At 38.9% G+C, this 874-nt stretch carries 1 pseudogene; it reads right to left on the reverse strand.

The features are described 5' to 3' along the window. Nucleotides 1-853: pseudogene (locus tag B0A64_RS24125) on the reverse strand (T9SS type A sorting domain-containing protein); the annotation flags it as partial. Between the last annotated feature and the right edge of the window lie 21 nt (nucleotides 854-874).

The following is an 874-nucleotide window of genomic DNA, read 5'->3' on the forward strand; positions in this document are numbered from 1 at the left end:
TATTTTGCCACTGAATCTCGCCGGCATCATTTATCTTGATGATCCAATAATCTCCTATGCCTTTATTACTGTCTGTTTTATCGCCTGATATTGGAGAGTTCGAATATCCCGCCAGGATGTATCCGTTGTCTGTAGTTTGTTCCATACTTCGAAGCACATCAGCATATTGTCCGCCGTATGTTTTTTGCCATTCGATAGTACCTTGTTTATCCAGTTTGACAATCCAGTAATCCATATTGCCCCTGCTTTTTTCTGATTTATTAAACAAATCAGCTTTTGTGGTACCTACAAATTTTGCGTCTGGTTTGCTATCTAAAATAACCGGAGGATTAGAGCTCGAAGAACCGGCTAACATATAACCTCCGTCTTTGGTCTGGAAAGCACATAACAATTCATCCTGACCTGCACCACCAATAGTACGCTGCCATTGTTCTGCTCCCGAAGCATCTAATTTGATAACCCAAAAATCAGTGATTCCCTTGCAATCTTCATTTTTCTGAAAACTTTTTGATGAACTTGATGTTCCCGCCAGAATAAAACCACCATCTCTGGTGTTTTTAATACTTTGTAGTAAATCAAAACCGCTTCCGCCAAAACTCTTTTGCCAGTCGAGATCTCCTTTTTCGTTCATTTTCCAGATCCAATAATCTAAATCGCCATGATTATCATCTGCTTTATTACCCGTTTTATTAGATAAAGAACTTCCTGCCAGAATAAAACCATAGTCGGCTGTGGGTTGGGCATCAAAAAGATAATCAGCGTGAATGCCTCCATACGATTTTTCCCAAAGAATATCCTGAGAAAAAGTTAATAGTGGCAAAACAAAGGAAAACAGTATGTAAAGCTTTTTCATAAGCAGGTTAGGTTAAGGCAA

The sequence above is a fragment of the Flavobacterium araucananum genome, assembly GCF_002222055.1.
In the GTDB taxonomy this organism is placed as follows: Bacteria; Bacteroidota; Bacteroidia; order Flavobacteriales; family Flavobacteriaceae; genus Flavobacterium; species Flavobacterium araucananum.